Origin of the sequence: Pseudomonas sp. AOB-7 (genome assembly GCF_003696305.1) — a bacterium.
In the GTDB taxonomy this organism is placed as follows: domain Bacteria; phylum Pseudomonadota; class Gammaproteobacteria; order Pseudomonadales; family Pseudomonadaceae; genus Aquipseudomonas.
Genome location: NZ_RFFK01000004.1, coordinates 84,834 through 109,631 on the forward strand (window position 1 = coordinate 84,834; position 24,798 = coordinate 109,631).

26 protein-coding genes are annotated in these 24,798 nt (G+C 66.7%); all 26 read right to left on the reverse strand.

Features of this window, described 5'->3' with window-relative positions:
* Nucleotides 1–27 precede the first annotated feature (27 nt).
* Nucleotides 28–2,199 carry a chemotaxis protein CheA gene (locus EA796_RS09255; protein ID WP_122108411.1) on the reverse strand — a complete coding sequence of 724 codons (2,172 nt, stop codon included), beginning with the start codon at nucleotides 2,197–2,199 and terminating at the stop codon, nucleotides 28–30.
* Nucleotides 2,200–2,212: 13 nt separating this feature from the next.
* Nucleotides 2,213–3,001: a protein phosphatase CheZ gene (locus EA796_RS09260; RefSeq protein WP_021441788.1), complete on the reverse strand. Its 789-nt coding sequence runs from the start codon at nucleotides 2,999–3,001 to the stop codon at nucleotides 2,213–2,215.
* Between the two features lie 19 nt (nucleotides 3,002–3,020).
* Nucleotides 3,021–3,395, reverse strand: coding sequence for a chemotaxis response regulator CheY (locus tag EA796_RS09265; protein ID WP_169968482.1), 375 nt, complete (start codon nucleotides 3,393–3,395; stop codon nucleotides 3,021–3,023).
* Nucleotides 3,396–3,472: 77 nt separating this feature from the next.
* On the reverse strand, nucleotides 3,473–4,219 hold the full coding sequence (gene fliA, locus EA796_RS09270; protein WP_031302503.1) for an RNA polymerase sigma factor FliA: 747 nt from the start codon (nucleotides 4,217–4,219) through the stop codon (nucleotides 3,473–3,475).
* Nucleotides 4,216–5,046, reverse strand: a complete 831-nt coding sequence (gene fleN, locus EA796_RS09275; protein WP_031302501.1) for a flagellar synthesis regulator FleN — start codon at nucleotides 5,044–5,046, stop codon at nucleotides 4,216–4,218. Before fleN ends, fliA begins: the two co-directional genes overlap by 4 nt.
* Before the next feature lie 96 nt (nucleotides 5,047–5,142).
* Entirely contained in the window at nucleotides 5,143–6,453 is a 1,311-nt protein-coding gene (gene flhF / locus EA796_RS09280) for a flagellar biosynthesis protein FlhF (RefSeq protein WP_122108412.1), read from the reverse strand.
* Between the two features lie 11 nt (nucleotides 6,454–6,464).
* Nucleotides 6,465–8,594, reverse strand: coding sequence for a flagellar biosynthesis protein FlhA (flhA, locus tag EA796_RS09285; protein WP_122108413.1), 2,130 nt, complete (start codon nucleotides 8,592–8,594; stop codon nucleotides 6,465–6,467).
* 205 nt (nucleotides 8,595–8,799) lie between these two features.
* Nucleotides 8,800–9,936 carry a flagellar biosynthesis protein FlhB gene (gene flhB / locus EA796_RS09290; RefSeq protein WP_122108414.1) on the reverse strand — a complete coding sequence of 379 codons (1,137 nt, stop codon included), beginning with the start codon at nucleotides 9,934–9,936 and terminating at the stop codon, nucleotides 8,800–8,802.
* A 9-nt stretch (nucleotides 9,937–9,945) separates the two neighbouring features.
* Nucleotides 9,946–10,722: a flagellar biosynthetic protein FliR gene (gene fliR / locus EA796_RS09295; protein WP_122108415.1), complete on the reverse strand. Its 777-nt coding sequence runs from the start codon at nucleotides 10,720–10,722 to the stop codon at nucleotides 9,946–9,948.
* Nucleotides 10,723–10,873: 151 nt separating this feature from the next.
* Entirely contained in the window at nucleotides 10,874–11,143 is a 270-nt protein-coding gene (fliQ, locus tag EA796_RS09300; RefSeq protein ID WP_021441781.1) for a flagellar biosynthesis protein FliQ, read from the reverse strand.
* A gap of 10 nt (nucleotides 11,144–11,153) precedes the next feature.
* Nucleotides 11,154–11,939: a flagellar type III secretion system pore protein FliP gene (fliP, locus tag EA796_RS09305; protein WP_021441780.1), complete on the reverse strand. Its 786-nt coding sequence runs from the start codon at nucleotides 11,937–11,939 to the stop codon at nucleotides 11,154–11,156.
* Complete coding sequence (gene fliO, locus EA796_RS09310) at nucleotides 11,939–12,370, reverse strand: flagellar biosynthetic protein FliO (protein WP_021441779.1); 432 nt, start codon at nucleotides 12,368–12,370, stop codon at nucleotides 11,939–11,941. The genes fliP and fliO overlap by 1 nt, the downstream gene beginning before the upstream one ends.
* Before the next feature lie 2 nt (nucleotides 12,371–12,372).
* A complete protein-coding gene (gene fliN / locus EA796_RS09315; RefSeq protein ID WP_021441778.1) occupies nucleotides 12,373–12,840 on the reverse strand; it encodes a flagellar motor switch protein FliN in 468 nt (155 codons plus the stop codon).
* A gap of 39 nt (nucleotides 12,841–12,879) precedes the next feature.
* Nucleotides 12,880–13,851, reverse strand: coding sequence for a flagellar motor switch protein FliM (fliM, locus tag EA796_RS09320; RefSeq protein ID WP_021441777.1), 972 nt, complete (start codon nucleotides 13,849–13,851; stop codon nucleotides 12,880–12,882).
* Nucleotides 13,852–13,863: 12 nt separating this feature from the next.
* Nucleotides 13,864–14,382 (reverse strand): flagellar basal body-associated protein FliL, encoded by a 519-nt coding sequence (gene fliL, locus EA796_RS09325; RefSeq protein ID WP_122108416.1) that lies wholly within the window; start codon nucleotides 14,380–14,382, stop codon nucleotides 13,864–13,866.
* A gap of 207 nt (nucleotides 14,383–14,589) precedes the next feature.
* Nucleotides 14,590–15,828 carry a flagellar hook-length control protein FliK gene (locus tag EA796_RS23565; RefSeq protein WP_122108417.1) on the reverse strand — a complete coding sequence of 413 codons (1,239 nt, stop codon included), beginning with the start codon at nucleotides 15,826–15,828 and terminating at the stop codon, nucleotides 14,590–14,592.
* A 94-nt stretch (nucleotides 15,829–15,922) separates the two neighbouring features.
* The gene (locus EA796_RS09335) at nucleotides 15,923–16,276 is read right to left on the reverse strand and encodes an Hpt domain-containing protein (RefSeq protein WP_021444189.1); all 354 of its coding nucleotides are present in this window, start codon (nucleotides 16,274–16,276) and stop codon (nucleotides 15,923–15,925) included.
* Nucleotides 16,277–16,306: 30 nt separating this feature from the next.
* The gene (locus EA796_RS09340) at nucleotides 16,307–17,995 is read right to left on the reverse strand and encodes a fused response regulator/phosphatase (protein WP_021444188.1); all 1,689 of its coding nucleotides are present in this window, start codon (nucleotides 17,993–17,995) and stop codon (nucleotides 16,307–16,309) included.
* 2 nt (nucleotides 17,996–17,997) lie between these two features.
* Nucleotides 17,998–18,303, reverse strand: coding sequence for an STAS domain-containing protein (locus EA796_RS09345; protein WP_021444187.1), 306 nt, complete (start codon nucleotides 18,301–18,303; stop codon nucleotides 17,998–18,000).
* Between the two features lie 86 nt (nucleotides 18,304–18,389).
* Complete coding sequence (gene fliJ, locus EA796_RS09350) at nucleotides 18,390–18,839, reverse strand: flagellar export protein FliJ (protein ID WP_122108418.1); 450 nt, start codon at nucleotides 18,837–18,839, stop codon at nucleotides 18,390–18,392.
* Between the two features lie 3 nt (nucleotides 18,840–18,842).
* Nucleotides 18,843–20,204 (reverse strand): flagellar protein export ATPase FliI, encoded by a 1,362-nt coding sequence (gene fliI / locus EA796_RS09355; RefSeq protein WP_122108651.1) that lies wholly within the window; start codon nucleotides 20,202–20,204, stop codon nucleotides 18,843–18,845.
* Nucleotides 20,194–20,988, reverse strand: a complete 795-nt coding sequence (gene fliH / locus EA796_RS09360; protein WP_122108419.1) for a flagellar assembly protein FliH — start codon at nucleotides 20,986–20,988, stop codon at nucleotides 20,194–20,196. Before fliH ends, fliI begins: the two co-directional genes overlap by 11 nt.
* 3 nt (nucleotides 20,989–20,991) lie before the next feature.
* Entirely contained in the window at nucleotides 20,992–22,008 is a 1,017-nt protein-coding gene (gene fliG / locus EA796_RS09365; RefSeq protein WP_021444795.1) for a flagellar motor switch protein FliG, read from the reverse strand.
* Nucleotides 22,001–23,782: a flagellar basal-body MS-ring/collar protein FliF gene (gene fliF, locus EA796_RS09370; protein WP_122108420.1), complete on the reverse strand. Its 1,782-nt coding sequence runs from the start codon at nucleotides 23,780–23,782 to the stop codon at nucleotides 22,001–22,003. Before fliF ends, fliG begins: the two co-directional genes overlap by 8 nt.
* Nucleotides 23,783–23,792: 10 nt before the next feature.
* Nucleotides 23,793–24,122 (reverse strand): flagellar hook-basal body complex protein FliE, encoded by a 330-nt coding sequence (gene fliE, locus EA796_RS09375; RefSeq protein WP_021445177.1) that lies wholly within the window; start codon nucleotides 24,120–24,122, stop codon nucleotides 23,793–23,795.
* 139 nt (nucleotides 24,123–24,261) lie between these two features.
* Nucleotides 24,262–24,591, reverse strand: coding sequence for a GIY-YIG nuclease family protein (locus tag EA796_RS09380; RefSeq protein ID WP_122108421.1), 330 nt, complete (start codon nucleotides 24,589–24,591; stop codon nucleotides 24,262–24,264).
* Nucleotides 24,592–24,798: the final 207 nt, after the last annotated feature.

Below are 24,798 nucleotides of genomic sequence, written 5' to 3' on the forward strand. Positions count from 1 at the left end.
GCGCCGGACCGACCGACGCCGCAACCATCAGAAACGTCGAGCGTAGCGCTTGAGCATGCTCGGTACGTCGAGAATCAGGGCGATGCGCCCGTCGCCGGTGATCGTGGCGCCGGACATGCCCGGGGTGCCCTGGAGCATCTTGCCCAGCGGCTTGATCACCACCTCTTCCTGGCCCACCAGCTGGTCGACGACGAAGCCGATGCGCTGGCTGCCCACGGTGAGGATCACCACATGGCCCTCGCGCTGGCCCTCGTGGAAGGCCTGCGGCACCAGCCAGCGCTTGAGGTAGAACAGCGGCAGCGCCTTGTCGCGGACGATCACCACCTCCTGGCCGTCGACCACGTTGGTGCGCGACAGGTCGAGGTGGAAAATCTCGTTGACGTTGACCAGCGGGAAGGCGAAGGCCTGGTTCTCCAGCATCACCATCAAGGTCGGCATGATCGCCAGGGTCAGCGGCACCTTGATGATGATCTTCGAGCCCGCCCCCTTCTGCGAGAACACGTTGACCGTGCCGTTGAGCTGGGAAATCTTGGTCTTGACCACGTCCATGCCGACGCCGCGGCCGGACACGTCGGAAATCTCGGTCTTGGTCGAGAAACCCGGGGCGAAGATCAGGTTGTAGCACTCGAACTCGTTCAGGCGGTCGGCTGCATCCTTGTCCAGCAGGCCCTTCTCCACCGCCTTGGCGCGCAGCACGTCGGCGTCCATGCCCTTGCCGTCGTCGGTGATCGACAAGAGGATGTGGTCGCCCTCCTGCTCGGCGGACAGCACCACCCGCCCGCCGCGCGGCTTGCCAGCCTTCTCGCGTTCTTCCGGGGTCTCCACGCCGTGATCGACGGCGTTGCGCACCAGGTGCACCAGCGGGTCGGCCAGGGCCTCGACCAGGTTCTTGTCGAGGTCGGTTTCCTCGCCCACCAGCTCGAGGTTGATTTCCTTCTTCAGGTTGCGCGCCAGGTCGCGTACCAGGCGCGGGAAGCGACCGAAGACCTTCTTGATCGGCTGCATGCGGGTCTTCATCACCGCGGTCTGCAGGTCGGCGGTGACCACGTCGAGGTTGGACACCGCCTTGGACATGGCCTCGTCGCCGCTGTTGAGGCCCAGGCGCACCAGGCGGTTACGCACCAGCACCAGCTCGCCGACCATGTTCATGATCTCGTCCAAGCGCGCGGTATCGACCCGCACCGTGGTTTCCGCCTCGCTGGCCGCCGGCGCCTTGTCCGCCGCGGGCGCCGGAGCTGCAGGCGGGCGGGGTGCGGCCGCTTCGGCCTTGGCCGCCGGTTTCGCCGCAGCCGGCTTGGCTGGGGCAACCGGGGCAGCCGGCTTGGCCACCGGCGCGGCCGGCGCTTCGCTAGGCGGGACGAACTTGCCCTTGCCGTGCAACTGGTCGAGCAGGGATTCGAATTCGTCGTCGGTGATCTCGTCGCTGCTCGCCGCCGCCACCGGGGCGGCCGGCGCTGGCGCTTCGGCCGCGCCGGCGAACTGGCCCTTGCCGTGCAACTGGTCGAGCAGCGCCTCGAATTCGTCGTCGGTGATTTCGTCGCCGGCCGGCGCCGCGACGGCGGCGACCGCCACGGCCGCGCCGACGGAGCTCTCGGCCGCCGCGGAGAACTGGCCCTTGCCGTGCAGCTGGTCGAGCAGGGATTCGAATTCGTCGTCGGTGATCTCGTCGCTGGCCGCCACGCTGTCGCCGGCCGGCGCTTCGCCGAGGGCATCGAGCAGCTGCTCGAACTCGCTGTCAGTGATGTCGCCGGAGGCGGCGACTTCGGACTTCGGCGCGGCAGCCGGCGCCACGGCGGCGGGCTCGGCACCAGCCGGCTCGGCCAGCCGCGACAGCGCCGCCAGCAGCTCGGCCGACGCCGGGGTCGGCTCGCTGCGCTCGCGCACCTGGCCGAACATGCCGTTGACCGCATCCAGGGCTTCGAGCACCACGTCCATCAGCTCGGCGTCGACGCGTCGCTCACCCTTGCGCAGGATGTCGAAGACGTTCTCGGCGATATGACAGCACTCCACCAGCTCGTTGAGCTGGAGGAATCCCGCCCCGCCCTTGACGGTATGGAAACCGCGGAAAATGGCGTTGAGCAGGTTCATGTCGTCCGGGCGGCTTTCCAGCTCGACCAACTGTTCGGACAACTGTTCGAGGATCTCGCCGGCCTCTACCAGGAAGTCCTGGAGGATTTCTTCATCGGCGCCGAAGCTCATAGGGGGGAACTCCTTAGAATCCTAGACTGGACAGCAGGTCGTCGACATCGTCCTGACTGGAGGCGACGTCATCACGCTTATCGGCATGAATCTGCGGACCTTCACCCCGAGATGGCTCTTTTAATTTTTCCTGTTCGGCGCGCAGCTGCTCATGGTCGTGCTGAATGCCGGCGAAACGGTCGACCTGGCTGGCCATCAGCACCAGTTTGAGCAGGTTGCTTTCCACCTCGGTGACCAGCTGGGTGACGCGTTTGATCACCTGCCCGGTGAGGTCCTGGTAGTCCTGCGCCAGCAGAATGTCGTTGAGATGACCGGACAGCTTGCTGCTGTCGCGCTCGCTGCGGGCGAGGAACAGCTCGATACGCTTGGCCAGCTCACGAAAGCCCTCGGCGCCCATCTCGCGGCGCATGAAGCGGCCCCATTCGGCGCTCAGGCTCTGCGCTTCGTCGCTGAGGTCGTTGACCAGCGGTGCGCTCTGCTCGACCAGGTCCATGGTGCGATTGGCCGCCTTCTCGGTCATAGTGACCACGTAATTCAGGCGCTCGGTGGCATCGGCGATCTGCGACAGCTCCTGGGCATGCGGCATGCGCGGATCGAGCTGGAAGTTGACGATGGCGTTGTGCAGCTCGCGGGTCAGCTTGCCGACCTCGTGGTACAGGCCGCGGTCGCGGACCTTGTTGAGCTCGTTGATCAGTTGTACCGCGGCGCCGAAGTTGCCTTTTTCCAGGCTGTCGACCAACTCGCGGGCGTTGCTTTTCAGGGTCGACTCGAGGTCGCCCAAGATGGAGTCATCGTGTTCCATAGCACCCTCGCGGCCGACATCAGCCGTTGACCCGCTCGAAGATCTTCTCGATCTTTTCCTTCAGCACCTGGGCGGTGAAGGGTTTGACCACATAGCCGTTCACGCCGGCCTGGGCCGCTTCGATGATCTGATCGCGCTTGGCCTCGGCGGTGACCATCAGCACCGGCAGGTGCTTGAGGCGCTCGTCGGCGCGCACCGCACGCAGCAGGTCGATGCCGGTCATGCCGGGCATGTTCCAGTCGGTCACCAGGAAGTCGAAACTGCCGCTCTGCAGCATGGGCAGCGCCGAGGTGCCATCGTCGGCCTCTGCGGTGTTGGTGAAACCCAAATCACGCAAGAGGTTCTTGATGATCCGTCGCATCGTCGAGAAATCGTCAACGATGAGGATTTTCATGTTCTTGTCCAAGTCGACCTCCGTACAGTCCCAAACGTATTGCACACGCAATGACGTCCTTTAATCGTGAAACCGACTCAGCTGGCGCGCCACTCGCCCAAGCGCGCGCGCAGACGCGCGGCGCACTGGCTGTGCAACTGGCTGACGCGCGACTCGCTGACCCCCAGCACTTCGCCGATTTCCTTCAAGTTCAGTTCTTCATCGTAATACAGCGCCAGCACCAGACGTTCGCGCTCCGGCAGACCGGCGATGGCCTCGGCCAATGCCGCCTGGAAGCGTTCGTCTTCGAGGTCCCGCGAAGGTTCGAGGTGGGTGTGCCCGGCGTCCTCGTGCAGCCCGCCGTGCTCGCCGTCCTGCAACAGGTCGTCGAAACTGAACAGGCGGCTGCCCAAAGTGTCGCCAAGGATGCCGTAGTAATCTTCCAGACTCAATTGGAGTTCGGCCGCAACCTCCTGATCTTTAGCGTCGCGCCCGGTTCTCGCTTCCACGACGCGGATCGCGTCGCTGACCATGCGGCTGTTGCGGTGCACCGAACGCGGCGCCCAGTCGCCCTTGCGCACTTCGTCGAGCATGGAGCCGCGGATGCGGATGCCGGCGAAGGTTTCGAAGCTGGCACCCTTGCTGGAGTCGTATTTACGCGAGGCCTCGAGCAGGCCGATCATGCCGGCCTGGATCAGGTCGTCGACCTGCACGCTGGCCGGCAGACGGGCCAGCAGGTGATAGGCGATACGTTTGACCAGAGGCGCATAGCGCTCGATCAACTGGTGCTGCGAATCCTGCGCCTGCGCCTTGTTGTACATACGAAGTCCAGAAGCTGCTGTCATACGGCGCTGTCTGCCGTCGGTTGCTGCACCAGACGTTCGACGAAAAACTCCAGATGGCCGCGGGGGTTGGCCGGCAGCGGCCAGGTATCGACCTTCTGGGCTATCGCCTTGAACGCCAGGGCGCACTTGGATCGTGGGAAGGCTTCGTAGACGGCGCGCTGCTTCTGCACGGCCTTGCGCACGCACTCGTCGTAGGGCACGGCGCCGACGTACTGCAGGGCGACGTCGAGGAAGCGATCGGTCACCTTGGTCAGCTTAGCAAAGAGGTTGCGCCCTTCCTGCGGGCTGTGGGCCATGTTGGCCAGCACGCGGAAGCGGCTGATGCCGTGGTCGCGGTTGAGCAGCTTGATCAGCGCGTAGGCATCGGTGATCGAGGTCGGCTCGTCGCACACCACCACCAGGATCTCCTGGGCGGCGCGGACGAAGCTGACCACCGCATCGCCGATGCCAGCGGCGGTGTCGATCACCAGCACGTCGAGATTCTCGCTGATCTCGCTGAACGCCTGGATCAGCCCGGCGTGCTGCATCGGCGAGAGGTTGACCATACTCTGCGTGCCGGACGCCGCCGGCACGATGCGGATCCCGCCCGGCCCCTGCAGCAGCACGTCGCGCAGGTCGCACTCGCCGCTGATCACATCGGCCAGGGTGCGCTTGGGCGCCAGCCCCAGCAGAACGTCGACGTTGGCCAGGCCGAGGTCGGCGTCCATCAGCATCACCCGTCGACCGAGATCGGCCAGGGCCATGGACAGATTCACCGACACATTGGTCTTGCCGACGCCACCCTTGCCGCCGGTCACCGCGATCACCTGTACGGGATGCATACCCATGTTTTCTACACACCTTGTCTAACTTCGACTTGGCCATCCGGCCGTTCACTCCGGCGACGGCGTCGCCCGAGGGTGCAACATTCTCTTCTCGCTGCCTCAGCCGGCGCGTCGCGCCGGGCTCTGGTAGAGCCCGGCGAACAGCTGCGCCATGGCGTCCTCGCTCGGCTCCTCGGCGGCCTGCAGGCCCACCGCGCGGCTGACCAGCTGGTGGCTGCGCGGCACCTGCAGATCGTCCGGAATCCGCGGGCCGTCGGCGACATAGGCTACCGGCAGATGCTGGCTTATAGCCAGACCTAAAGCCTCGCCCAGGCTGGCGGCTTCGTCCAGCTTGGTCAGTATGCAGCCTGCCAGGCCGCAGCGCTTGTAACTATGGTAGGCGGCCTTGAGCACTTGGCTCTGGCTGGTGGCCGCCAGGACCAGGTAATTCTTCGCCTGCAGGCCGCGCGCCGCCAGGCTCTCCAGCTGCAGGCGCAGCGCCGGGTCGTTGCCCGGCAGACCGGCGGTGTCGATCAGTACCACGCGTTTCTTCGCCAGTGGCGCCAGGGCCTGCAGCAGCGACTGGCCGGGGTCGACCTGGGTCACCGACACGCCGAGGATGCGGCCCAGGGTCTTGAGCTGCTCCTGCGCGCCGATGCGATAGCTGTCCATGCTGACCAGGGCGACCTGCTGCGCGCCGTGCTTAAGCACGTAACGGGCCGCCAGCTTGGCCAGGGTGGTGGTCTTGCCCATGCCGGCGGGGCCGACCAGGGCGATCACCCCACCCTCTTCCAGCGGCTCGATTTTCGGCGTCTTGATCGCGTGGGCCAGGTAGGCCAGCAGCATGCGCCAGGCCTGGCGCGGCTCGGCGACGTCAGCGACCTTGTTCAGCAGCGCCTGCGACAGCTCGGCGGACAGGCCCATGCGCTGCAGCCGGCGCCAGAGGTTGGCCTGTTGCGGGCGGCGGGTCTGCAGCTGGCCCCAGGCGATGGAGCCGAGCTGCATTTCGATCAGTTCGCGCAGGCCGTGCAGTTCGAAGCGCATGGCGTCCAGCGCGCGCGGATCGACCGCAGGCTGCGCCGGCGCCGGCTCGGCCGGGCGCTGCGGCTTGACCGGGGTGGCCGGCAATTCCGGCGCCACCAGCGACTCGTTGGCGAACAGCTGGCGATCCTTGCCGGCGTCCTGCTCGGCACGGGTGGCCAGTTCGGCCTGGGCGCTGGCGATGCGCGCCTGGGTCTTGCGCAGCTCGGCTTCCAGGGCCGGGTTCGGCCGTACCGGCGCCGGCGTCACCTGGTAGTCCAGCGCGGCGGTCAGCTCAACGCCGCCGGCCACCCGGCGATTGCCGATGATCGCGGCATCGGCGCCCAGCTCGTCTCGCACCAGTTTCATGGCGGCCCGCATATCGGCGGCGAAGAAGCGTTTGACCTGCATGACCCTTTACCTCAGTTCTGGCCCACAGTGGCGACTATGGTGACCTGCTTGTTGTCCGGAATTTCCTGGTAGGCCAGCACGTGCATGCTGGAGACCGCCAACCGCGCGAAGCGCGACAACATCGCCCGAATCGGCCCGGCCACCAGCAGGATCACCGGCTTGCCGAGCATTTCCTGGCGCTGCGCCGCTTCCACCAGGGAACGCTGCAGCTTCTCGGCCATGCCCGGTTCGAGGAGGATGCCATCCTCGCTGCCCTGACCGGCCTTCTGCAGGCTATTGAGCAATATCTGTTCCAACCTGGGCTCGAGGGTGATCACAGGCAGCTCCGGCTCTAGTCCCACGATGCTTTGCACGATGGCGCGGGCCAGCGACACACGAACGGCGGCGACCATCGCGGCGGGATCTTGACTCTTCGGCGCGACGTTGGCGATCGCCTCGGCGATGGTGCGGATGTCGCGCACTGGTACCTGCTCCTGCAGCAGCGCCTGCAGCACCTTGAGCAGGGTCGACAGCGACACCAGCCCCGGCACCAGTTCCTCGGCCAGCTTCGGCGAGCTCTTGGCCAGCAGCTGCATGAGCTGCTGCACTTCCTCGTGTCCCAGCAGCTCGTGGGCGTGCTTGTGCAGGATCTGGTTGAGGTGGGTGGCGACCACGGTGCTGGCGTCGACCACGGTATAGCCCAGCGACTGCGCCTGGTCGCGCTGGCTGGGGTCGATCCACACCGCCTCCAGGCCGAACGCCGGATCCTTGGCGGCGATGCCGTTGAGCGGGCCGAACACCTGGCCGGGGTTGATCGCCAGCTCGCGGTCCGGGTAGACCTCGGCCTCGGCCACGCTGACGCCCATCAGGGTCAAGCGGTAGGCGTTGGGCGCCAGGTCGAGGTTGTCGCGGATATGCACCGAGGGCATGAGAAAGCCCATCTCCTGCGACAGCTTCTTGCGCACCCCCTTGATCCGCGCCAGCAGCTGCCCCCCCTGGTTGCGATCGACCAGCGGAATCAGCCGGTAACCCACCTCCAGGCCGACCATGTCCACCGGAGTGACGTCGTCCCAGCCCAGTTCCTTGACCTCCTGCGCCTTCTGCGCCGGCAGCAGCTCCTGCTGGCGCTGCACTTCCCTGACCTCCTCTTCCTTGGTCTTGCGCTGCTTGTTGGCGATCCAGTAGGCGGCGCCGGCGGCCACCAGGCCCAGGCTGATAAAGGAGAAATGCGGCATGCCGGGCACCAGGCCCATGGTGATCATGATCGCCGCCGCCACCGCCAGCGCGCGCGGCGAAGCGAACATCTGCCGATTGACCTGGGCGCCCATGTCCTCGGAGGTGGACACCCGGGTCACCATCACCGCGGCGGCGGTGGACAGCAGCAGGGAGGGAATCTGCGCCACCAGGCCGTCGCCGATGGTCAGCAGGGTGTAGACCTTGCCCGCCTCGGCGAACGGCAGGCCGTGCTGCAGCACGCCGATGGCGATACCGCCGATCAGGTTGATGAACAGAATCAGCAGGCCGGCGATGGCGTCGCCGCGGACGAACTTGCTGGCACCGTCCATCGAGCCGTAGAAATCGGCCTCCTGGGCCACCTCGCTGCGGCGCTTCTTGGCCTCGGCCTGATCGATCAGGCCGGCGTTGAGGTCGGCGTCGATGGCCATCTGCTTGCCGGGCATGGCGTCCAGGGTGAAACGCGCGCTGACCTCGGAGATGCGCCCGGCGCCCTTGGTGACCACCACGAAGTTGATGATCATGAGGATGGCGAACACCACAATACCGACCACGTAGTTGCCGCCGATCACCACCTCGCCGAAGGCCTGGATCACCTGCCCCGCAGCGCCGTGGCCCTCGTGGCCGTTGAGCAGCACCACGCGGGTCGAGGCGACGTTCAGCGCCAGACGCAGCAGGGTGGCCGCCAGCAGGATGGTGGGGAAGACGGCGAAATCCAGCGGTCGCAGGGCGTAAATGCTGACCAGCAAGACGACGATGGACAGGGCGATGCTGAAGGTGAACAGCACGTCGAGCAGAAAGGGCGGGATCGGCAGCATGACCATGCCGAGCATGACCAGCAGCAGCAGCGGGATACCCAGGTTGCCGTGGCGCAGACCCGCCAGGTTGCTGCGTACCTCTCCAATGATTTGTGCGCGATCTACTGCCACGTCCCTACCCCAGCCGATTCAATCTTTTGACGCGAAACTGCGCCCTGCTGGGGTAATGGCAAGAAGCGTTCCAGAAAGGTAGCGGCAAGCTACAAGCACGTAGGTTGGGTTGAGGAGCGCAGCGACGAAGCCCAACGCTTCCCGCACACCAATTCTGCTTCTGTTGGGCTTCGCTGCGCTCAGCCCAACCAGGGGTCCACCCGCTTTATTCGTCGCGGCACAGGTCCGGCGGGATCGGCAGGTCGGGCAACGGCCCCGGGCGCTTGCCCTTGCCGGCCTGGTACTGGCGCAGCTGGTAGACGTAGGCCAGCACCTGAGCCACCGCCAGGTACAGGCCGGCAGGAATTTCCTGCTCCAGCTCGGTGGAGTAGTACACCGCCCGCGCCAGCGCCGGCGACTCCAGCAGCATGACCCGGTGCTCCTGGGCGATCTCGCGGATCTTCAGCGCCAGGAAGTCGCCGCCCTTGGCCAGCAGCACCGGCGCGCCGCCCTTGTCCGGGTCGTATTTCAGCGCCACGGCGAAGTGGGTCGGGTTGGTGATCACCACGTCGGCCTGCGGCACCGCCTGCATCATGCGCCGCTCGGCCATCTCGCGCTGCAGCTGGCGGATGCGCCCCTTAACCTCGGGCTTGCCCTCGGTGTCCTTGTACTCGTCGCGTACCTCCTGCTTGGTCATCTTCAGCTTCTGCTTGTGACTCCACAGCTGGAACGGCACATCCACCGCGGCGATCAGGATCAGCCCGCAGGACAGCCACAGCGCGCTCCAGCCGACGACCTTGAGGCTGTGCAGGATGGCCGGCTCGAGCGGCTCGTTGGCGATGGCCAGCAGGTCGTCCTGATCCACCGCCAGCACCACCAGCGCCACCGCCAGGATCACCAGGAACTTGGCCAGCGCCTTGACCAGCTCCACCAGCGCCTGCACCGAGAACATCCGCTTGAGCCCGGCCAGCGGGTTCATCCGGCTGGCCTTGGGCTGCAACGCCTCGGCGGAGAACAGCCAGCCGCCGAGGGCGATGGGGCCGATCACCGAGGCGATCAGCAGGGCGATGAAGAACGGCTGCAAGGCCAGCAGCGCATGCTTGCCGGAGGCCAGCAGGTACTGCGCCATGCTGCCTTCGCTCATCAGCACCTCGCGCGGCAGGCTGAAGTTGCCGCGCATCAGGTCGAGCATCACGTTGCCCATGTAGGCGCCGAAGACGATCAGCGCCACGGTGCCGGTGAGGGTCACCGCCAGGGTGTTGAGCTCCTTGGAGCGGGCGATCTGGCCCTTCTTGCGCGACTCTTCGAGCCGCTTACTGGTGGGTTCCTCGCTTTTGTCGGCGCCGCTTTCGCTCTCGGCCATGGCCTCTCCTCAACGCACCTGGGCGAATTCGCCCAGCTGCTGCAGGGCCTCGCTGGCCAGCGCCTGGAACAGGCTGCCGAAATCGGACAGGCCGACCCAGAAGATCACCAGGCCCAGGGCCAGGGTCAGCGGAAAGCCGATGGAAAAGATGTTCAGCTGCGGCGCGGCGCGGGTCATCACGCCGAAGGCCAGGTTGATGATCAACAGCGCGGTGACCACCGGCAGGGTCAGCAGCAGGCCGGCGCCGATCACCCAGCCGAGCTTGCCGGCCAGCTCCCAGTAGTGATTGACCATCAAGCCCTGCCCCGACGGCAGGGTGACGAAGCTTTCCGCCAGGATCTCCAGCACCACCAGGTGGCCGTTGATCGCCAGAAACAGCAGGGTCACCAGCATCAGCATGAACTGGCCGAGCACCGGCACCGAGACGCCGTTGGTCGGGTCGACCATGGAGGCGAAGCCCAGGCCCATCTGCATGGCGATGATCTGCCCGGCCACGGCGAACAGGTGGAAGAACAGCTGCAGGACGAAGCCGAACATGGCGCCGATCAGCACCTGCTCGGCGATCAGCAGCAGGCTGCGCAGGCTCAGCGCATCGACCTGCGGCAGCGGCGGCAGGGTCGGCACCAGCAGCACGCTGACCGCCAGGGCCAGGTACAGGCGCACGCGCATCGGCACCAGCTGGGTACCGATGATCGGCATGACCATGAACATGGCGGCGATGCGAAACAGCGGCAGGAGGAACTGGCCGACCCAGCCGCCGATCTGTTCGTTGCTCAGCTCCAGCATTCGCGCCTCAGAGCACGTGCAGAAAACGTCGCGAGCGAAGGCAGGTCGCGTTTCGCCTGCGCGCAGCAGGCGCAGTGTATTGGAATACATGAGCATTGTGAGCACAGCCGAAGCGCGAGATGCCGAGCGCAGTAGATTTACTCATGAGCTCTCAACCGATCAGGTAGGGAATGTTCTGAATCAGGGTCTGGGTGTACTCCATCAGCTGGCGTACCAGCCAGGGCCCGGCCCAGATCAGGGTCAGCAGCATCACGATCAGACGCGGCAGGAAGCTCAGGGTCTGTTCGTTGATCTGCGTGGCGGCCTGGAACATCGCCACGATCAGGCCGACCACCAGGCTCGGCACCACCGCCAGGCCGACGATCAGCACGATCAGCCAGAGCGCTTCGCGAAACAGGTCTACCGCGATCTCGGGAGTCATCAGAGCCTCGCTACAGGGTGCCGAAACTGGCCGCCAGGGTGCCCATGATCAGCGCCCAGCCGTCGACCAGGACGAACAGCATGATCTTGAACGGCAGCGAGATGATCAAAGGCGACAGCATCATCATGCCCATGGCCATGAGGATACTGGCCACCACCATGTCGATGATCAAAAACGGGATGAAGATCATGAAGCCGATCTGGAATGCGGTCTTCAGCTCGGAGGTGACGAAGGCCGGCACCAGGATGGTCAGCGGCACGTCCTCGACGCCATTGAGGTCGGTGCGCTTGGACAGGCGCACGAACAGCTCCAGGTCGCTCTCGCGGGTCTGCGCCAGCATGAAGTCGCGGATCGGCCCCTCGGCCCGGGTCAGCGCCTCCTGGGCGACGATCTCCTCGTTGAGGTAGGGCTGCAGCGCGTCGCGGTTAATCCGGTCGAATACCGGCGCCATGATGAACAGGGTGAGAAACAGCGCCAGGCCGACCAGGATCTGGTTCGACGGCGTCTGCTGCAGACCCAGCGCCTGGCGCAGGATGGAGAACACGATGATGATGCGGGTGAAGCTGGTCATCAGCATGACGAACGCCGGGATGAAGCTCAGCGCGGTCATGATCAGCAGGATCTGCAGGCTGACCGAATACTCCTGCTGGCCCTCGGCGTCGGTGGACAGGGTGATGGCCGGGATCGACAGCGGGTTGCCGCCCTGCTGGATCAGCGAACTGCCGAGCGGCGGATCTTCGGCGTAGGCCAACGAGGCGCCCAGGCTCAGCAGCAGCACCAGCAACAAACGCAACATCAGGATTTGTCCTTCTGATCCTTGCCCAGCAGCTCCATCAGGCGCTGGGCGAACTCCGGCGTGGCCGGCTCGGCGTCGGCCAGGTGCACCGGCTCCTTGAGCACGTGCAACGGGGTGATGCGCCCGGCGGACAGGCCGAGCAGGATCTGCTCGTTGCCCACCTGCACCAGCACCAGGCGGTCGCGCGGACCGAGCGACTGACTGGCCAGCAGCTTGATCACCTGGCCGCCGCGCGGCGCCAGTTGCTGCACCCGGCGCAGCAGCCAGGCGAGCAGGAAGATCAGGCCGATCACCAGCAGCAGGCCGAGCAGCAACTGGCCGAGCTGGCCGGCCATATCGCTGCCGGCCAGCGGCGTCGTCGCCTGGCCGGCGGGCTCGGCGGCCAGGGCAGCCATGGGCAGGGCCAACGGCAGGACGAGGAATCGATTCATGGTCAGCGCAGCTTCTTGATGCGTTCGCTGGGGCTGATCACGTCGGTCAGGCGGATGCCGAACTTCTCGTTGACCACCACCACCTCGCCGTGGGCGATCAGGGTGCCGTTGACCAGCACGTCGAGCGGCTCGCCGGCCAGGCGGTCGAGCTCGATCACCGAGCCCTGATTGAGCTGCAGCAGGTTGCGGATGGTGATGTCGGTATTGCCCACTTCCATGGAGATCGACACCGGAATATCCAGGATCACGTCCAGGTTGGGCCCTTCCAGACCGACCGGCAGATTGCTGGAGGGCGGCGCGCTGCCGAATTCCTCCATTGGCGCGCGCGGCGCCGCAGGCTGAGCGGCGCCCTGCGCCGCCAGCATGGCGTCGATGTCGTCCTGACCGGCATCGCCGGCCTCGGCCAGCGCCGCGGCCCACTCGTCGGCCAGCGCCTGCTCCTCGGGGCTGGTGTTCTCTTCAGTTGCCATCGTCTTTCCTCGCCTGGCTCAATGGGGTTGCCAGCGCCGTCAGCGCTGACGTTCGATCGGCTCGAGCACCTGCAGGGCCAGATTGCCCTTGTGTGCGCCGAGCTTGACCTTGAAAGTCGGCACGCCGTTGGCGCGCATGATCACGTTGTCCGGCAGCTCCACCGGGATCACGTCGCCCGGCTGCATGTGCAGGATGTCGCGCAGCTTGAGCTGGCGCCGCGCCACGGTGGCGGCCAGCGGCACGCTGACGTCGAGGATGTCCTCGCGCAGGGCCTTGATCCAGCGCTCGTCCTGGTCGTCGACGTCGGACTGAAAGCCGGCGTCGAGCATCTCGCGGATCGGCTCGATCATCGAATAGGGCATGGTGATGTGCAGGTCGCCGCCGCCGCCGTCCAGCTCGATATGGAAGGTGGACACCACGATGACTTCACTCGGGCTGACGATATTGGCCAGCGCCGGGTTGACCTCCGAGTTGACGTACTCGAAGTTGATGTCCATCACCGCGTGCCAGGCCTCGCGCAGGTCGACGAAGGCCTGGTCGAGCACCATGCGCACCACACGCAGCTCGGTGGGGGTGAACTCGCGGCCCTCGATCTTGGCGTGACGGCCGTCGCCGCCGAAGAAGTTGTCCACCAGCTTGAACACCAGCTTGGCGTCGAGGATGAACAGGCCGGTGCCGCGCAATGGCTTCATCTTCACCAGGTTGAGGCTGGTCGGCACGTAAAGCGAATGCACGTACTCGCCGAACTTCATCACCTGCACGCCACCGACCGCCACGTCCGCCGAGCGGCGCAGCAGGTTGAACATGCTGATGCGGGTGTAGCGGGCGAAGCGTTCGTTGATCATCTCCAGGGTCGGCATGCGCCCGCGGACGATGCGATCCTGGCTGGTCAGGTCGTATTGCTTGACGCTGCCCGGTTCGGCGGCGTCCTCGGTATCGACCAGGCCGTCGTCGACGCCATGCAGCAGCGCGTCGATCTCGTCCTGGGACAGCAAGTCTTGCACGGCCATGTTCGCTCCCGGCTACTGCAATACGAAGTTGGTGAACAGCACCTGCTCGACCACGGTGCCGCCGGTTTCCTGCTGGGCCAGTTCCTGCACGCTGGCCAGCGCCTGCTGCAACAGCATCTCCTTGCCCAGTGCGCTCTGCAGGGCGGCGAAATCCTGGCCGGCGAGCAGCATCACCAGGCGGTTGCGCAGCACCGGCATGTGCACCTTGAGCTTGTCCAGGCCGGCGGCGTCGCGGCTCATCAGGGCCATGCTGACCTGCAGGTAGCGGGTACGTCCCTGGTAGTTGAAATTGACCACGAAGGCCGGCATCAGCTCCTGGTACAGCGCCGCCTGGCGCACCGGCGCCGCGCTGGCGGACGCCGCCGCGGGTTCGGCATCCGCGGCCTTGTCGCCCTTGCTGAGGACGAACCAGGTGCCACCGATGGACAGGCCAACGGCCAGCAACAGGGCCAGCACTATCAATACGATGAGCTTCAGCTTGCCCTTGCCGGCCCCCTGGTCGTCGCCGGTCGCCGTGTCTTTCTTAGCCATGCCAATAATCCGTCACTGTCGGAGTTCTTTCCGCTTTCAGGGGGTTGAGAGCAAGTGTTATGCCAGCCTAGCGGCTCGCTTGTCTAACTCTGGGCTGCGGATTTAACAGCGGTGCGCGCCGGCTGTCATCCAAAATGCGTTCGCCCGGGAGGCCGGCAGGCCGCCCGGGCGAATGCGAGGCTGGCGAAACAGGCCCGGCGACCGGGCTCAGGCGTAGTAATCCACCAGGCCCAGGCCTGCGCTCGAACGCTCGCTGCGCAGCTCCTGCGCAGCGCTCGGCAACGACTCGTCCGAGGCCAGCCGGCCATCGCCGCCGCTGGCGCCGCCACGCCCGCCCTCGCCCTGACCCTGCCAGCCGCGGCTGAGCGACTGATCGGAGACGTTGGCATCGGCCAGGTTCATGCCCTGCTGGGCGAACAGTTCACGCAGGCGCTGCATCTGCCCTTCCAGGGCTTCGCGCACCCCGGCGTTAGGGCTGGCGAAAGTCACCTGCGCCTGGTCCTGGGACAGGTTCACCCGCACCTCCAGACGGCCCAGTTCGGCCGGATCGAGCTGGATCTCGGCCGACTTGAGGTTCTGGCTGGACAGCCACATGACCCGATCCACCACCGCCTCGCTCCAGCCGCCCTGCTGCATCGCCACCGGCTGCCCGGGCACCAGCGGCAGACGCGGCGCCGCCCCGGCCTGCTGGTTGAGCGCCTGGGTCAGGGCGTTGAGCTTGCTGACGAACTGATCCGGGCGGTTGGGCTGCACGCTGTCCTTGAGGCTGTCCAGGGCATCCTTGGCGAGATCGTCCAGCGGCAGCTCCAACCCCGGCTCCTCGCCGGGCTTGGCCTTCTCCTCGCCCTTGCCCATCGCCGCCATGGCCGCGGCGAAATCGCTGCCGGTGGCGAGTCGCGTGCCCTTGCCCGCCGCCTCCTTGCCCAGCTCGACCTGGCCCTCCTCCTCCGGCGCCTGCTGCAGCAGGGCCAGCGGATCGAGCGCCTCCGTCTCCAGCGCCGGCTCGCCGCCCTCGCCCTCGCCATCGGCGTTGGCGTCGGCCATGCCGGCAACCGCCAGGGCGGATGCCGGCAGCGCCTCGCCCGTCGGCGCAGCCTGCGCGGCCTGCGCCTGGATCCCACCCAGGGCCATGGCCAGCAGCGGATCGAGTTCCGCGGGCGTCTCGCCCTCGGCCGGCAAGGAATTGCCGTCCGCGGCAACGACCGGCTGCTCGGCGGCAGCCTCGGCGCTGGCCGCCGGCTCGCCGCTGACGCCGGCCGGGCGCTCCTCGCCAGGCGTGGCCGCGCCGCCGGCACGTTCGCCGGGCTTGGCCTGGCGCTCCTTGGCGTACACCTCGGCGAAGCTGGAGGCCTCGTTCTTGCTGGGCTCCGGCGCTTTCGCCGGCGGCTTCGCTTTGCTCTTTACCTCAGGCGTGGCCTGCAGGCGTAGATCGGGCATCGCGGACATGGACGCTCTCCGTCTGATGGGTCGTGACGGTGTCAGAGCAAAGGCTGGGCCAAGTCGGGGAAAAATCTGCAGAGGCAGGGCGGTCGCGCGCGACTCAGACGCGATAACGCTGGCGCTCGGACTTGAACAGGATGCGCACTATGGCGAACTCGCGCTCGATCTGCTCGATCAGCGCCGGCGCCAGCTCCAGCGCCTCGCGGCGACCGGCGTCCTCGAGCTGCTTGCACAGCCCGGCCAGCAGCACCGCCCCCATGTTGCTGCAGCTGCCCTTGAAGCTGTGCGCGGCCAGGCGCAGCCCCTGGGCATCGGCCTCGCGCTCGGCCTGGCGCAGCAGGCGCAGGCGCTCCTCGGAGTCGGCGACAAAGGTATCGAGCAGAATCGGGTACTCGTCTTCCATGACGTCCTGCAGGGCAGCCAGGACGGCATCGTCGAGGTGGATATCGGACACCGGGTCACTCCCTGAACAACAAGGCTGGGATTATGCCCCAGCGGACCAGCAAAACTCCACGCTGACGCCCTGGCCGTCGGCGCTGCAGACAAAGCCATCGCTCAACTCGCGCACCAGCGCCAGACCGCGCCCGCACAGGGCCTCGTCCTGCAGCGCGGCCACGGCGGCCGGATCGAAGCCCGGCCCGCTGTCCTCGACCCGCACGATCAGCCGCCCGCCGCCGGCCTGCGGCAGCAACTGCAGGTGAAAGCGCACGTAGCCGTCGCTCAGTGCCGCCAGGCGCAGGCGCCGCTGCCGGTAGTACTCGGCGAAGCCGCGGGCATCCTGCTTGAGCGCCGAATCCAGGCCCATCACACCGTGTTCCAGGGCGTTGGAATAGAGCTCGGCGAGCACGGTGTACAGCTCGCCGCCGCGCGGCCGCAGCGCCTGCACGTCGAGCAGCAGCTGCAGCAGGAAGGGCAAGGGATTGAAGTGGCGCAGGCTCTGCGCGCGAAACTCGAAGCTGGCCGACCAGTCCAGCGGGCTGCTCTGCCCGCTGTCGGCGAAGGCCAGCGGGCGTGGCCGGGCGGCGTCCTCGGCGAGGCCGACCTGGAGCATGCTGACGTCGTCCTGGACCTCGCCGCGAAATTCCAGCAGCGCCTGCTGGATTTCCTCGAACAGTGCCTGCGGCTGGCGGTTGGCGTCGAGCAGCGCCAGCAGACGCGCCTCGCCGAACAGCTGACCCTGCTGGTCGCAGGCCTCCAGCACACCGTCGGTGAGCAGAAAGATGCGGTCGCCCGGGGCCAGCGGATAGACCTCGCAGCGGTCGCTGAAGGCCGCCGGCTCGAGAATGCCCAGCGGCAGATGACGCGACACCAGGGGCTGGCGCGAGCGGCCATCGCCGTGCAGCAGATGGCCGTCCGGCAGGCCGCCGTTCCACACCTCGAGCAGGCCGCGCTGGCTGCTGATGTTGAGCAGGGTGGCGCAGCAGAACACGCCCACCGGCAGGATGCGTTTGAGCTTGGCGTTGATCTCGCGGAGGATCTCGGCCAGGGCATGGCCCTTGGCGGTCATGCCGTAGAACACCTCGGCCAGCGGCATGGCGCCGATGGCCGCCGGCAGGCCGTGGCCGGTGAAGTCGCCGAGCATCACGTGCATGCCGCCGGAGGGCTTGTAGGCCGCCAGCAGCAGGTCGCCGTTGAACAGCGCGTAGGGCGACTGCAGGTAGCGGATGTTCGGCGCATCCAGGCAGCCGGAGTGCGCCACCTTGTCGAACACCGCCTTGGCCACCCGCTGCTCGCGCAGCAGGTGCTCGTTGTGCCGGGCGATCAGGTCGCGCTGCTGCAGCACGGTGTCCTGCAGGCGGCGCAGGCGATCCATGGCGCCGATCTTGGCCGCGAGTATCACCCGGTTGTAGGGCTTGGCGAGAAAGTCGTCGCCGCCGGCCTCCAGGCAGCGCACCAGCGCTTCGCCTTCGGTCAGCGAGGTGAGGAAGATGATCGGCACCAGCGCCTCGCCGGCCTGCTGCTTGATCCGCCGCGCCGCCTCGAAACCGTCCATCACCGGCATCAGCGCATCCATCAGCACCAGCTGCGGGCGCTCCTGCTCGAACAGCGCGACCGCCTCCAGGCCGTTGCTGGCGGTGAGCACCCGGTGGCCCTGGCGACTGACGATGGTCGACAGCAGCATGCGATCGGCCGCGTTGTCCTCGGCGATCAGGATCGACAGGCGCTCGGCCATGGTCAGTTGATCTGGAACAGCTGCTCGAAGTTGGAGATCGCCAGGATCTTGCGCACATCGCTGCTGCAGTTGAGCAGGCGGATCTGCGCCGTGTCGCCGCCGGCGTGATCGCGCAGCAGCAGGAGCATGCCCAGCGCCGAGCTGTCCAGGTAGCTGGTGCCCTGCAGGTCGACCAGGTAGCGCCTGGGGGTGATGTTGACGCGCTCGTAGGCGTCGCGAAATTCCTGGTGGGAGGCGAAGTCGAAACGTCCTCGAATCGCGATGGTCAGCTCTTGCCCGTCGGCCGACGGCTGCGAGGTGATGGCCATGTCCTGCTCCTTTGTCGAGACCTTGCCTGATTGGCGGCATACGCACCCAAGGTGTAGCACCTGCCCTGCCCCACGACAACCCGTCTTCAGGGCTCGCCGCGGTCGATCAGGCGCTGCGCCAGCTCGTCGAGCAGCTTCTGCTCGCGCTTGTCCTCGGCCAGCCGCGCCTCGTCGATATAGCGCTGCACCAGCTTGCGCAGCCCCTCCAGGCGCGCGTAGCGCTGCTGCCAGACGGCGCGCACCTTCTCCAGGTTGGCGCGGTGCCAGTCGAGGCTCTGGTGCTGCTGGCCGATGGCCGTTTCCAGTTGCGAAAGAAAGCGCTGGTAGTTCATCAGCCATTGCCCGGAGACGCCCTTGCTGCCCTCGCTGATCCACTGCTGCTGGTAGTCGCCGCGAAAGCGCTCCAGCTCGCCCAGCTTGGCCTCGGCCTGGCTCACCAGCCCCTGGCAATGGCCGAGCTGGCGCGCCGCCTCGCGCTCGGCCTTCTCGGCCATGTCCACCACCGGCGCCAGGCGCGCCGCACGACTCGCCGCCATGGCTTAGGCCTTGTTCGCCGCCGGGTTGAAGATGGCCGTCAGCTGCCGGCTGCTGCCCTCCAGCGGTTCGCTGTCGTGCAGGCCCTGGCGCAGGTACTGGGCCATCTGCGGCTGGCGGGCGATGGCCAGGTCGGTGTCGGCGTCGCCGCCCGGCACGTAGGCGCCGACGCTGATCAGGTCGCGGCTCTGCTGGTAGCGCGACCACAGCTGCTTGAAGCGCTGCGCCTGCTTGAGATGCTCGGGCGACACCACCTGCGGCATCACCCGGCTGATCGAGGCTTCGATGTCGATGGCCGGGTAATGGCCCTCCTCGGCCAGCCGTCGCGACAGCACCAAATGGCCGTCGAGCACGCCGCGGGCGGCGTCGGCGATCGGGTCCTGCTGGTCGTCGCCCTCGGAGAGCACGGTGTAGAAGGCGGTGATCGAACCGCCGCCGGCCTCGGCGTTGCCGGCACGCTCCACCAGCTTGGGCAGCTTGGCGAACACCGACGGCGGGTAGCCCTTGGTCGCCGGCGGCTCGCCTATGGCCAGGGCGATCTCGCGCTGGGCCTGGGCGAAACGGGTCAGCGAATCCATCAGCAGCAGGACGTTCTTGCCCTTGTCGCGGAAGTATTCGGCGATGCGCGTGCAGTACATGGCCGCGCGCAGGCGCATCAGCGGCGCGTCGTCGGCCGGCGAGGCGACCACCACCGAGCGCTTGAGGCCCTCCTCGCCGAGGATCTCGTCGATGAACTCCTTGACCTCGCGACCGCGCTCGCCGATCAGCCCGACCACGATGATCTCCGCCTCGGTGAAGCGGGTCATCATGCCCAGCAGCACCGACTTGCCGACGCCGGTGCCGGCGAATAGGCCCAGGCGCTGGCCACGGCCGACGGTGAGCAGGCCGTTGATCGAGCGGATGCCGACGTCCAGCGGCTCGCTGATCGGATGGCGCTTGAGCGGGTTGATGGTCGGCCCGTCCAGCGGCACCCAGTCCTCGGCCTTCATCCCGCCCTTGCCGTCCAGGGCGCGACCGGCGCCGTCGAGCACTCGGCCGAGCATGGAACGGCCCATGGGCAGACGCCCGGCGTCGGGCAGCGGCACCACCCGCGCGCCGGGGGCGATGCCGGCCAAGCTGCCAACCGGCATCAGGTAGATCTTGTTGCCGGAAAAGCCCATCACTTCGGCCTCGACCTGCACCGGGTGGTAGCTGTCGCCGTTGACCACCAGGCAGCGGCTGCCAATGGCGGCGCGCAGGCCCTCGGCCTCCAGGGTCAGGCCGACCATGCGCAGCAGGCGGCCTTCGAGTATGGGTTGGCTGGGCAAATGGATGGCTTCGGTGTAGCCGCCCAGGCGCCTGGCGAAACTCACCCGGTCAAGGCGCATCGCCGCCATCCAGATCCAGGCTGATATCCGCTTCCGGCGGTTGGGTGATCTGCGCGCGCTGCTGCTCGAACAACTGCTTGAGCGCCTGCGCCAGGCGGGTCTCGACGCTGGCGTCGATCTGGCTGTGCTCCGACTCGATGCGGCAACCGCCGGGCAGCAGGCTGTCGTCCTCGAGGATGCGCCAGCTTTCCTCGTGACGCTCGCGCAGCGCCTTGATGGTCTCGAAATCCTGCGGGTTGACCTGGATGCGTACGTTGTCGGCGCCCATCGGCAGCAATTTGAGCGCCTCGCGCAGCACCTGACGGATCTGGCTGGAGTCGCTGGCCAGCTCGCGCTGGATCACCTCGCGCACCATATGGCTGACCAGGCGCACCAGGGCCACTTCCAGCTGCTGGTCCTGCTCGGCAATGGGCTCGAACAACTGCGCCATCACCTGCTCCAGGCTGCCCAGCTTGAGCGCCAGGGCGGCGTCGGCCTCCTGCTTGGCCTTGAGCTGGCCGGCGTGGAAGCCGTCCTTCTCGCCGGTGGCGAAGCCTTCGTTGTAAGCGTCCTGGCGGATGGCCTCGAGCTCGTCGAGGGTAAGCGGCTTGACGTCCTCTAGCGCCACCTCCTCGCTCTGTCCGACGTCCTGCGCCTCGACCTCTGCCGTCGGCGCGTCCACCGCCGGATCGACTTCGCCTGGCACCTCGCCAGGCGCGTCGAAGCTGGGCAGCGCCCAGCGGTCGAAGGCGCCCAGGTCCTTGGCGCGAATCAGCTCGCTTTCCGACTCCTTGCCCGCCGCCATGACTTAGACCATCTCCTCGCCGCCCTTGCCGCCGAGCACGATCTCGCCGGCCTCGGCCATGCGCCGGGCGATGGTGAGAATTTCCTTCTGCGCCGCCTCGACGTCGCTGACGCGGACCGGCCCCTTGGCTTCCAGGTCGTCACGCAGCAACTCGGCGGCACGTTTGGACATGTTCTTGAACACCTTGTCCTTGATCGCCTCGTCGGCGCCCTTGAGCGCCAGCACCAGCACCTCGGAGGACACCTCGCGCAGCAGCGCCTGGATGCCGCGGTCGTCGACGTCGGCGAGGTTGTCGAAGACGAACATCAGGTCCTCGATCTGCGTCGACAGGTCTTCGTCCACCTCGCGGATCGAGTCCATCAGCTGACCTTCCACCGAGCTGTCGAGGAAGTTCATGATGTCCGCCGCGCGCTTGACCCCGCCCATGGTGGCGCGGGTGGTGTTGGCGCTGCCGGAGAACTGCTTCTCGAGGATCTGGTTGAGTTCCTTGAGCGCCGAGGGCTGCACGGTATTGAGCGAGGACACGCGCAGAATGATGTCCAGGCGCACCTTGTGGTCGAAGTGGCTGAGCACCTCGCCGGCCTGGTCCGGGTCGAGGTAGGCGACGACTATGGCCTGGATCTGCGGGTGTTCGTAGCGGATCACGTCGGCCACCGCGCGCGGTTCCATCCATTTGAGGCTGTCCAGGCCGCTGGTGCTGCCGCCGAGCAGGATGCGGTCGATCAGGTTGCCGGCCTTGTCCTCGCCGAGGGCCGCGGTGAGCATCTTGCGGATGTAGCCGTCGGCACCGACGCCCAGGCTGGTCTGGTCGCCGACTATCTCGACGAACTCGCCCATCACCTGCTCGACCTGCTCGCGATGGATATTGCGCATGCCGGCCATGGCCACGCCGACCCGCTGCACTTCCTTCGGCCCGAGGTGCCGCAGCACCTGGGCGGCGTCGGTCTCGCCGAGCGACAGCAGGAGAATGGCGGCCTTGTCGACCTTGCTCAGCTTGGCGGGGGTACGGTTGTCACTCATCGGCGTTGATCCACTCTTTCACGACCTGGGCGACGCGGCCAGGGTCTTCCGCCACCAGGCTCTTGATCGCGTTCAGTTGCGCATCATACCCCTCGCTGGGACTGGGCAGCAGTATGCTCTGCGGCCCGCCGAGGCTGACCCGATCGTCTGCCAGCTCGCCATCGAGGCCGGCCATCTCGCCCAGTTCGACGTCGCCGCCGGCCAGCGCCTTGCCCTTGCCGCCACCGGTGATGTTGTTGAGCACCGGACGCAGCACCCCGAACACCAGGAGCAGGATGAACAACACGCCGAGCACCTGCTTGACGATGTCCCAGAACCAGGGCTGGGTGTAGAACGGAATGTCCGGAATTTCCTCGCCCAGCGAGGTGGTGAAGGCGGTGTTGATCACGCTGACGCTGTCGCCGCGGCTGGCGTCGAAGCCCACCGAGTCCTGCACCAGGCGGGTGAAGCGCGCCAGATCGTCGGCGCTCCAGGGTACCCGGCTGGTTTCGCCGGTGGCCGGGTCGACGCGCACCTGATCGTCCACCACCACCGCCACCGACAGGCGGCGCAGGCGGCCCTGCTGCTGCTTGGTGTAGCTGATCGAGCGATCCAGTTCGAAGTTGCGGGTGGACTGCTCGCGCTTGTCCGCCGGGTACGGCGCCAGCATCGGCTGACCGGTGGCCGGGTCCATGATCTGCTGGCCGTTGGCATCCACCAGCGGCTGGCCGGCAGCCACCGGACCGGCAGGCGCCGCGGCGGCGGTCGCCTGCTCGGGAGCCGCGGCCGGACCGGGTGGCTGATTGGACAGCGCGCCGGGCACGCCCTGCGGCGGCAGGCTGCTGTGGCGCTGTTCGTTGACCTGCTGCTCGCTGCGCAGCGCCGGCTGGTCCGGGTTGAACATCTCGGAGGTGGATTCCACCGCGCTGAAATCGACGTCGGCGGCCACCTCGGCCTTGTAGCGGCCGGTGCCCAGCACCGGCTGCAGGATGTTGTGCACGCGCTGGGTCAGCAGGCTTTCCATGCGCCGGCTGTAGTCGAACTGCTTGCCGGCCATGCTCAGCTCGGACAGCTCCTGCTGATCGGAGAGCAGGTTGCCCTTCTGGTCGACGACGGTGACCTGGCCCTTGTCCAGTTCCGGCACGCTGGTGGCGACCAGGTTGACGATGGCCATCACCTGGCTCGGCTCCAGGGCGCGGCCCGGATACAGTTCCACCAGCACCGAGGCCGACGGCTTGCGCTCGTCGCGGACGAACACCGAGGCCTTGGGCATGGCCAGGTGCACGCGCGCTGCCTTGACGTTGTTGAGGCTGGAGACCGTGCGCGCCAGCTCGCCTTCCAGACCGCGGCGGTAGCGAGTGGCTTCCATGAACTGGCTGGTGCCCAGGCCCTGCTCGCGGTCGAGAATCTCGAAACCGACGCTGTTGTCGGTCGGCGCCACGCCGGCGGCGGCCAGGCGCATGCGCGCCCGCGCCAGGTCGTCGGCCTTGACCAGCAGCGCGCCGGAGGTGGGCTCCACGGTGTAATCGATGCCCGAGGCGCTGAGGGTTTCCACCACCTGGGTCGCGTCCATGCCGTTGAGGCTGCCGTAGAGCGGACGGTAATCCGGCTGCTGCGACCAGAGCACCACGGCGAAGCCGATGGCCACGCTGGCAGCCAGGCCGACCAGCAGGCCGAGCTGGCGCAGCACCGACATGTCCGCGAGGTTTTCTAGGAAGCTCAGACCCAGCAACGGGCCCTTGGCCTGCGCCGCGTCCGCCTTGGCCGGTAAGTTTGCTACTGCTGCTTCAGCCATCAATCAACCCTCAAACCGGCATCTGCATGATGTCTTGATAAGCCTGGACCAGCTTGTTGCGCACCTGGGTCATGGCCTGGAAGGACACGCTGGCCTTCTGTGAGGCGATCATCACGTCGGTGAGGTCCACCCCGCTCTGCCCCATCTCGAAGGCGGTAGCCAGCTTGTTGGAGGCCTGCTGGGTCTCGTTGACCTTGGTCACCGCCTGGCCGAGCATCTCCGAGAAACTCGGCGCGCCCTGCACCGGCTCGCTGACGGCCGGCTTCTGCCGCGCCATCGCCTCGGACTGCATGGCGCGCATTTCCAGCATCAAGCGATTGAATTCAACACCCTGGCTCATGACTTCCTCCACTGCCCGCTTTTTGACACTTGCGGTGCGTTGCAGGGGTATTTGCAACAAGGGTGCCAGAAAAGGCTGCTACAGCCTCAGAGGCTCGGGCAGCAACGAAACGAGGGGGTAGACGAAAGAAGCAGACCCGTCATCCCCGCGAAGACGGGGATCCAGCGGCAATGGAGAAGTCACCAACAACCTCCGACCAAAGATCCCGCCACGGCGGGTTTCGCTCTTCGATTAGACGCAGCTTCCAGGCTCGATTCCATTTCTTGATCGCCTTCTCCCTGGCTATCGCGCCGCCCATGCTCTCATGCTGCTCGTACCACACCAGCATCTTCACGCCGTAGCGGCGGGTAAAGCCTTCGACAACGTCTTCTCGATGCTGCCAGCTTCGCTGAAGCAGATTGGCGGTGACGCCGGTATAGAGCGTGCCATTACGCTGGCTGGCCATGATGTAAACGGCTGGCTGTTTCATGCTGCAGTCCTTTGCAGATTGTGAAAATGCCTGAATGAATAAAGGGCTTCTCAGAGGCCTGTTTTGAATTCATGTTTCAACAGTCACGGGCGTTAAAAATAGTCGTCCACAAAAATCTCGACAACTTGAACGCTGCTGCTGGGTCCCCGCCTTCGCGGGGATGACCTCGAGTTTTCTATCGCCGTCATCCCCGCGAAGGCGGGGACC

What these genes read in the sequence shown, in the direction of transcription:
- EA796_RS09255 (WP_122108411.1), bottom strand. Translation starts at nt 2,199, where the DNA reads ATGAGCTTCGGCGCCGATGAAGAAATCCTCCAGGACTTCCTGGTAGAG.
- EA796_RS09260 (WP_021441788.1), bottom strand. Translation starts at nt 3,001, where the DNA reads ATGGAACACGATGACTCCATCTTGGGCGACCTCGAGTCGACCCTGAAA.
- EA796_RS09265 (WP_169968482.1), bottom strand. Translation starts at nt 3,395, where the DNA reads ATGAAAATCCTCATCGTTGACGATTTCTCGACGATGCGACGGATCATC.
- fliA (WP_031302503.1), bottom strand. Translation starts at nt 4,219, where the DNA reads ATGACAGCAGCTTCTGGACTTCGTATGTACAACAAGGCGCAGGCGCAG.
- fleN (WP_031302501.1), bottom strand. Translation starts at nt 5,046, where the DNA reads ATGGGTATGCATCCCGTACAGGTGATCGCGGTGACCGGCGGCAAGGGT.
- flhF (WP_122108412.1), bottom strand. Translation starts at nt 6,453, where the DNA reads ATGCAGGTCAAACGCTTCTTCGCCGCCGATATGCGGGCCGCCATGAAA.
- flhB (WP_122108414.1), bottom strand. Translation starts at nt 9,936, where the DNA reads ATGGCCGAGAGCGAAAGCGGCGCCGACAAAAGCGAGGAACCCACCAGT.
- fliR (WP_122108415.1), bottom strand. Translation starts at nt 10,722, where the DNA reads ATGCTGGAGCTGAGCAACGAACAGATCGGCGGCTGGGTCGGCCAGTTC.
- fliQ (WP_021441781.1), bottom strand. Translation starts at nt 11,143, where the DNA reads ATGACTCCCGAGATCGCGGTAGACCTGTTTCGCGAAGCGCTCTGGCTG.
- fliP (WP_021441780.1), bottom strand. Translation starts at nt 11,939, where the DNA reads ATGTTGCGTTTGTTGCTGGTGCTGCTGCTGAGCCTGGGCGCCTCGTTG.
- fliO (WP_021441779.1), bottom strand. Translation starts at nt 12,370, where the DNA reads ATGAATCGATTCCTCGTCCTGCCGTTGGCCCTGCCCATGGCTGCCCTG.
- fliN (WP_021441778.1), bottom strand. Translation starts at nt 12,840, where the DNA reads ATGGCAACTGAAGAGAACACCAGCCCCGAGGAGCAGGCGCTGGCCGAC.
- fliM (WP_021441777.1), bottom strand. Translation starts at nt 13,851, where the DNA reads ATGGCCGTGCAAGACTTGCTGTCCCAGGACGAGATCGACGCGCTGCTG.
- fliL (WP_122108416.1), bottom strand. Translation starts at nt 14,382, where the DNA reads ATGGCTAAGAAAGACACGGCGACCGGCGACGACCAGGGGGCCGGCAAG.
- EA796_RS23565 (WP_122108417.1), bottom strand. Translation starts at nt 15,828, where the DNA reads ATGTCCGCGATGCCCGATCTACGCCTGCAGGCCACGCCTGAGGTAAAG.
- EA796_RS09340 (WP_021444188.1), bottom strand. Translation starts at nt 17,995, where the DNA reads ATGGCCGAGCGCCTGTCGATCCTGATCGCCGAGGACAACGCGGCCGAT.
- EA796_RS09345 (WP_021444187.1), bottom strand. Translation starts at nt 18,303, where the DNA reads ATGGCCATCACCTCGCAGCCGTCGGCCGACGGGCAAGAGCTGACCATC.
- fliJ (WP_122108418.1), bottom strand. Translation starts at nt 18,839, where the DNA reads ATGGCGGCGAGTCGTGCGGCGCGCCTGGCGCCGGTGGTGGACATGGCC.
- fliI (WP_122108651.1), bottom strand. Translation starts at nt 20,204, where the DNA reads ATGCGCCTTGACCGGGTGAGTTTCGCCAGGCGCCTGGGCGGCTACACC.
- fliH (WP_122108419.1), bottom strand. Translation starts at nt 20,988, where the DNA reads ATGGCGGCGGGCAAGGAGTCGGAAAGCGAGCTGATTCGCGCCAAGGAC.
- fliG (WP_021444795.1), bottom strand. Translation starts at nt 22,008, where the DNA reads ATGAGTGACAACCGTACCCCCGCCAAGCTGAGCAAGGTCGACAAGGCC.
- fliF (WP_122108420.1), bottom strand. Translation starts at nt 23,782, where the DNA reads ATGGCTGAAGCAGCAGTAGCAAACTTACCGGCCAAGGCGGACGCGGCG.
- fliE (WP_021445177.1), bottom strand. Translation starts at nt 24,122, where the DNA reads ATGAGCCAGGGTGTTGAATTCAATCGCTTGATGCTGGAAATGCGCGCC.
- EA796_RS09380 (WP_122108421.1), bottom strand. Translation starts at nt 24,591, where the DNA reads ATGAAACAGCCAGCCGTTTACATCATGGCCAGCCAGCGTAATGGCACG.